Below are 4660 nucleotides of genomic sequence, written 5' to 3'. Positions count from 1 at the left end.
GTGACGGCGGCGAGCGCCCGCGCCGGCCACGCCCTCACCCGGGCTGTCCGCCGGATCCCACCTCGAACACGACCCGGTCGATCTGCTCGGCGAGTTCGATGTCCGGCTCGGTGACCACCCCCGGTCGACCGGTGCGCAGCGTGAACGTCACCGTGTCGGTGCTGTCCCGGGACACCGCCGCCTTGTCGTTGCGCTCGCCCGCGACCCGCTGCACCTGGTTCACCAGCGGTTCGAGCCGGTCCGCCGGGAGCTGGACCGTGCGGGAGATCGCGGTGTGGTCCCCGGTCCACCCGGTCAGTCGGCGCAGCGCCTGGTCCACCTCGGCGTCGGACAGTTCGGTCGGTACCTCGCCGCGCTCGCTCTCCGCGCGCCGGGAGGCCTCGCCGGACGGGGTCAGCACCTCCCGCACGTCGGCCTCGAGGTCCCCGTGCAGCCGGTCCGCCAGCTCGGGGTCGTTCGTCCGGAGGGCACCGAACACCGCCTGGGCGAGGTAGCGGGCGCGTTCGGCCTCCACGTCGAGCCGTCGTCCGATCTCGGTGACGACCCCGGCACCGTCGCGGGGTTCCCGCGGCCCCGGGACCTCGGCCGCGCTCTCCAGGGAACCCGGCAGGGCCTCGGCCAGCCGCGTCCGGTCCTCGGGCGGGATCCCGTGCGCGACCGTGGTCAGCACCGCCTGGACGGTCTCGCGCGCGTGCTCGTTGCTGTCCAGTCGGGCGTCGGTCCGAACGGTCTCGATCAGGTCCTGGTACTTCACGTGCCCTCCTCGCTCACGCACCGGCCGGGTCGCTGTGTGTGCGACTCGGCTACCCGGAGGGTCGGCGACTATGCGGGCGGGTCGTCGGAAGGCACCGCGGCCGGAGACGGGTGTGGGGCACCGTTCCCCGCGGCGACCACGGGAAACGGTGCCCCACACACCTGCGTCGTCGGGCTCTCAGAGCTCGTCGTCGGGCTGTTCCGGATGCCGGCGCAGCAGCGCGATCGACACCCCGAGGCCACCCCAGACCAGCAGGATCGCCACGATCAGCATGATGATGGCACCGGTGGACATCAGTGCTGCACCCCTTCCACGTCGGTGGCCCCGGTCTCGTCCGGGGACTGTTGCCCGCCGTGCTTCCACGGCAGCAGCGAGAGCACGATGCCGAGCACGATCGCGCCGACCGCCACGGCCCAGCCCGCGCCGATCAGGAACCACGTCGGGTAGTCACCGTAGTTCTCGGCGAACTCGGCGCTGAGGCTGTCCCACATCATCCAGCCCAGCACCACCGGCGTGACGATGCCGAGGGTGATCCGCCACAGCGGTCCCACCCGCACGGCGGAGGTCAGGTTCGCGTGCTCGGCCAGCGGCTTCAGTCCGCGGATGAACCAGGCCACCACGATGACGGCGACCAGCCCGGCCAGCGCGATGCCGTACTGGTTGATGAAGTGGTCGACCACGTCGAGGATGTTGACGCCCTGCGTCGTCGGGAACAGCGCGATCGAGACCACCGCGGTGAGGCCACCGACGATCAGCACGGCGGGCACCCGGCTCAGGCCGGTGCGGTCGGCCACGGAGGACACCACCACCTGCACGATGCTGATCAGCGAGGTCAGTCCCGCGATGGTGAGCGAGGCGAAGAAGACCACGCCGAAGATCTCGCCCCCGGGCATGCTGGAGATGATCTCCGGGAAGGCCACGAAGGCCAGGCCGATCCCGCTGGTGGCGATCTCGCCGACCGGTGTGCCGGTGCCCGCGGCCATGAAGCCGAGGGTGGCGAACACGCCGATGCCCGCGAGGAGTTCGAACGAGCCGTTCGCGAAGCCCGCCACCAGTGCGGACCCGCTCAGGTCGGCACGCCGCCGCAGGTAGGAGGCGTAGGTGACCATGATGCCGAAGCCGACGGACAGGGTGAAGAAGATCTGTCCGTACGCGGCGACCCACACGCTGCCGTCCGTGATCGCCGACCAGTCCGGGGAGAACAGCGCGTTCAGCCCGTCGGTGGCGCCCGGCAGGGTCAGCGCCCGGATCACCAGGACGACGAACAGGACCGCCAGCAGCGGGATGAAGATCCGGGCCGCCCGCTCGATGCCCTTGCGGACCCCGATCGCGAGCACCGCGAGGGTGCCGACCCAGACCGCGATCAGCGGCAGGGCGACCCCACCGACGTAGGAGAAGCCCGCGTCCGGCGCGTCCGCCGTGTTCAGGAAGTCGCCGAACAGGAAGCTCTCCGGGTCGTCACCCCAGGAGGTGCCGACGGAGAAGCCGGTGTACATCACCGCCCAGGCGATGATCAGTGCGTAGTACACCGCGATCACGAAGGAGATGATCACCTGCCACCAGCCGATCGGCTGGGCCGGCTTGGACAACCGGAGGAACGCCGTCGGTGGCGAGCTGCGGTACCGGTGTCCGATCGTGTACTCGAGGATCAGCAGCGGGATGCCCGCGGTCAGCAGGGCGACCAGGTAGGGCAGAAGGAAGGCGCCGCCGCCGTTCTCGTACGCGACGTAGGGGAAGCGCCAGATGTTGCCGAGGCCGACGGCTGAACCGATCGCGGCCAGGAGGAACCCGGCACGGGTTCCCCACTGCTCACGTTGTTCCTGCATAGAACTTCCGTCTCGTTCGTCCGTCTGATGTGTGCGTCTCGTCGTGTAGTCGCTCGATCGAGTGAATCGCGCAGACTCTAACGCTTGTTAACCGAGTTGTCTCGCCCACCGGGACGGGTCCGCCGGGAACGGAGGGCATGCGCCACGCGCAGGGGGATCCCGGCGACCAGTGGAGCGCGCCTGCCCAGATCGGCGCGGTCCTCCCGGTCGAAGACGGTGGCGTAGTGGTGCGCCGCCTCGGGGGTCGGGTAGGTCTTCGCCCCCTCGGCGCCGCACCCCCGCGCACAGGCCCAGCGCATGGTGGCGCCGGCGCTGGTGAACCGGAAGCGGTGGCCGAGCAGCCGGCATCGGAACATGGCCGGATCGTACCCCGCGGATACCGCGGGTGCCGTGGTTCGAGCCACCGGCGAGCGGGTATCAGCTGGCGGCACCCGCTCCACGAACACGCGCCGTGGTGCGGCGGACGCGATGTGTGAGTGCCGTTCGGACGGTCGCCCGGAGGCGGCGCAGGACGTAGACGACCGGTGCGAGGAAGGGAGTCTGGGCATGGCGGTCGAACTCGGCACCATCCGGACACGTGTTCCGGCCCGTCTGGACAGACTTCCGTGGTCCCGGTTCCACTGGCGGATCGTGTTCGCGCTGGGCACCGTCTGGATCCTGGACGGACTCGAGGTCACGATCGTGGGTTCGGTCGCGGCGCGGATGATCGAGCCCGGGAGCGGGATCGCTCTCGACGCCGCGGACATCGGCTACGGGGCGGCCATCTACATCGTGGGGGCGTGCCTGGGGGCGTTGTTCTTCGGTCAGCTCACCGACCGGTTCGGCCGCAAGAAGCTGATGATCATCACGCTCGCGGTGTACGTGGTGGCGACGGTGGCGACGGCGTTCGCCTTCGCGCCGTGGTACTTCTTCCTCGCCCGGTTCGTCACCGGACTCGGGATCGGTGGCGAGTACGCCGCGGTGAACTCGGCCATCGACGAGCTGATCCCCGCGCGCAACCGCGGGCAGGTGGACATCACCATCAACGGGAGTTACTGGGTGGGCGCGGCACTGGGCGCGCTCGGGGCCGTGCTGCTGCTCAACACCGCGTTCTTCGCGTTCGACCTGGGTTGGCGGCTCGCGTTCGCGATCGGCGGGTTCCTCGGCTTCGGGATCCTGCTGCTGCGCCGGACCGTCCCGGAGAGTCCCCGTTGGCTGTTCATCCACGGCCGCCAGGACGAGGCCGAACGTCTGGCCGACGAGGTCGAACAGGAGGTGCGCGAACACACCACCCAGGAGCTGTCCGAACCGCAGGAGGGGCTCACCGTCCGGCAGCGGGAGAGGATCCCGTTCCGCGAGATCGCCCGGGTGGCGCGCAGGCTGTATCCGAGGCGGACGATCCTGGGGCTGTCGCTGTTCGTCGGGCAGGCGTTCCTGTACAACGCGGTCACCTTCGATCTCGGCACCCTGCTCAGCGAGTTCTACGACGTGGCCTCGGGGACGGTGCCGTACTTCATGGCGATCTTCGCCGTGGGCAACTTCATGGGTCCGCTGCTGCTCGGCAGACTGTTCGACACCGTCGGCCGCAAGCAGATGATCACCACGACCTACCTGGTTTCCGCGGGCCTGACCCTGCTCATCGCGGTGCTGCTGGTGGTGGGTGCGTTCGACCGGTGGTCGTTCATCGCCCTGATCGGGGTGACGTTCTTCTTCGCCTCCGCGGGCGCGAGTTCGGCCTATCTCACCGTCAGCGAGATCTTCCCGATGGAGACCAGGGCGTTGGCCATCGCCTTCTTCTACGCCGTGGGCACCGGACTCGGCGGGATCATCGGCCCGCTGCTGTTCGGTTCGCTCATCGCCACCGGCGAGGCCGCCCTGGTGGCCATCGGGTTCGCCGTCGGCGCGGTGGTCATGGCGCTGGGCGGGGTGGCGGAACTGATCTTCGGGGTGCGCTCCGAGGGCGTGGGCATGGAGAACATCGCCAAGCCGCTCACCGTCGCCGACGCCGAGGGCGGACCCGCGGCGGAGGGCGCCGAACCCGAGGAGGCCGGCGCCGAACTCGGGCCCCAACGGCGTGCCGCCGTGGCGCGCCGGGAGCGGG

At 70.0% G+C, this 4660-nt stretch carries 5 protein-coding genes; 1 reads left to right on the top strand and 4 read right to left on the bottom strand.

Annotation, left to right across the window (positions count from 1 at the left end):
* Window positions 1-34: 34 nt before the first annotated feature.
* The 4 genes from ACTIR_RS0112505 to ACTIR_RS0112490 all read right to left on the bottom strand — a co-directional run bounded on the left by ACTIR_RS0112505 (window position 35) and on the right by ACTIR_RS0112490 (window position 2936).
* Window positions 35-754, bottom strand: coding sequence for a DUF2267 domain-containing protein (locus ACTIR_RS0112505; RefSeq protein ID WP_026454544.1), 720 nt, complete (start codon window positions 752-754; stop codon window positions 35-37).
* 177 nt (window positions 755-931) lie between these two features.
* Window positions 932-1048 carry a methionine/alanine import family NSS transporter small subunit gene (locus tag ACTIR_RS25465; RefSeq protein ID WP_084789475.1) on the bottom strand — a complete coding sequence of 39 codons (117 nt, stop codon included), beginning with the start codon at window positions 1046-1048 and terminating at the stop codon, window positions 932-934.
* Window positions 1048-2580: a sodium-dependent transporter gene (locus tag ACTIR_RS0112495; RefSeq protein WP_026454543.1), complete on the bottom strand. Its 1533-nt coding sequence runs from the start codon at window positions 2578-2580 to the stop codon at window positions 1048-1050. The genes ACTIR_RS25465 and ACTIR_RS0112495 overlap by 1 nt, the downstream gene beginning before the upstream one ends.
* Window positions 2581-2657: 77 nt before the next feature.
* The gene (locus ACTIR_RS0112490; protein ID WP_007025868.1) at window positions 2658-2936 is read right to left on the bottom strand and encodes a hypothetical protein; all 279 of its coding nucleotides are present in this window, start codon (window positions 2934-2936) and stop codon (window positions 2658-2660) included.
* 190 nt (window positions 2937-3126) lie between these two features.
* Here ACTIR_RS0112490 and ACTIR_RS23075 point away from each other — a divergent pair.
* Window positions 3127-4660, top strand: a 1534-nt coding sequence (locus tag ACTIR_RS23075; protein WP_034239711.1) for an MFS transporter, incomplete at its 3' end; no start/stop codon positions are given.

Origin of the sequence: Saccharomonospora iraqiensis subsp. iraqiensis (assembly GCF_000430445.1) — a bacterium.
In the GTDB taxonomy this organism is placed as follows: domain Bacteria; phylum Actinomycetota; class Actinomycetes; order Mycobacteriales; family Pseudonocardiaceae; genus Saccharomonospora; species Saccharomonospora iraqiensis.
This window is presented reverse-complemented; position numbering and strand designations above follow the sequence as displayed.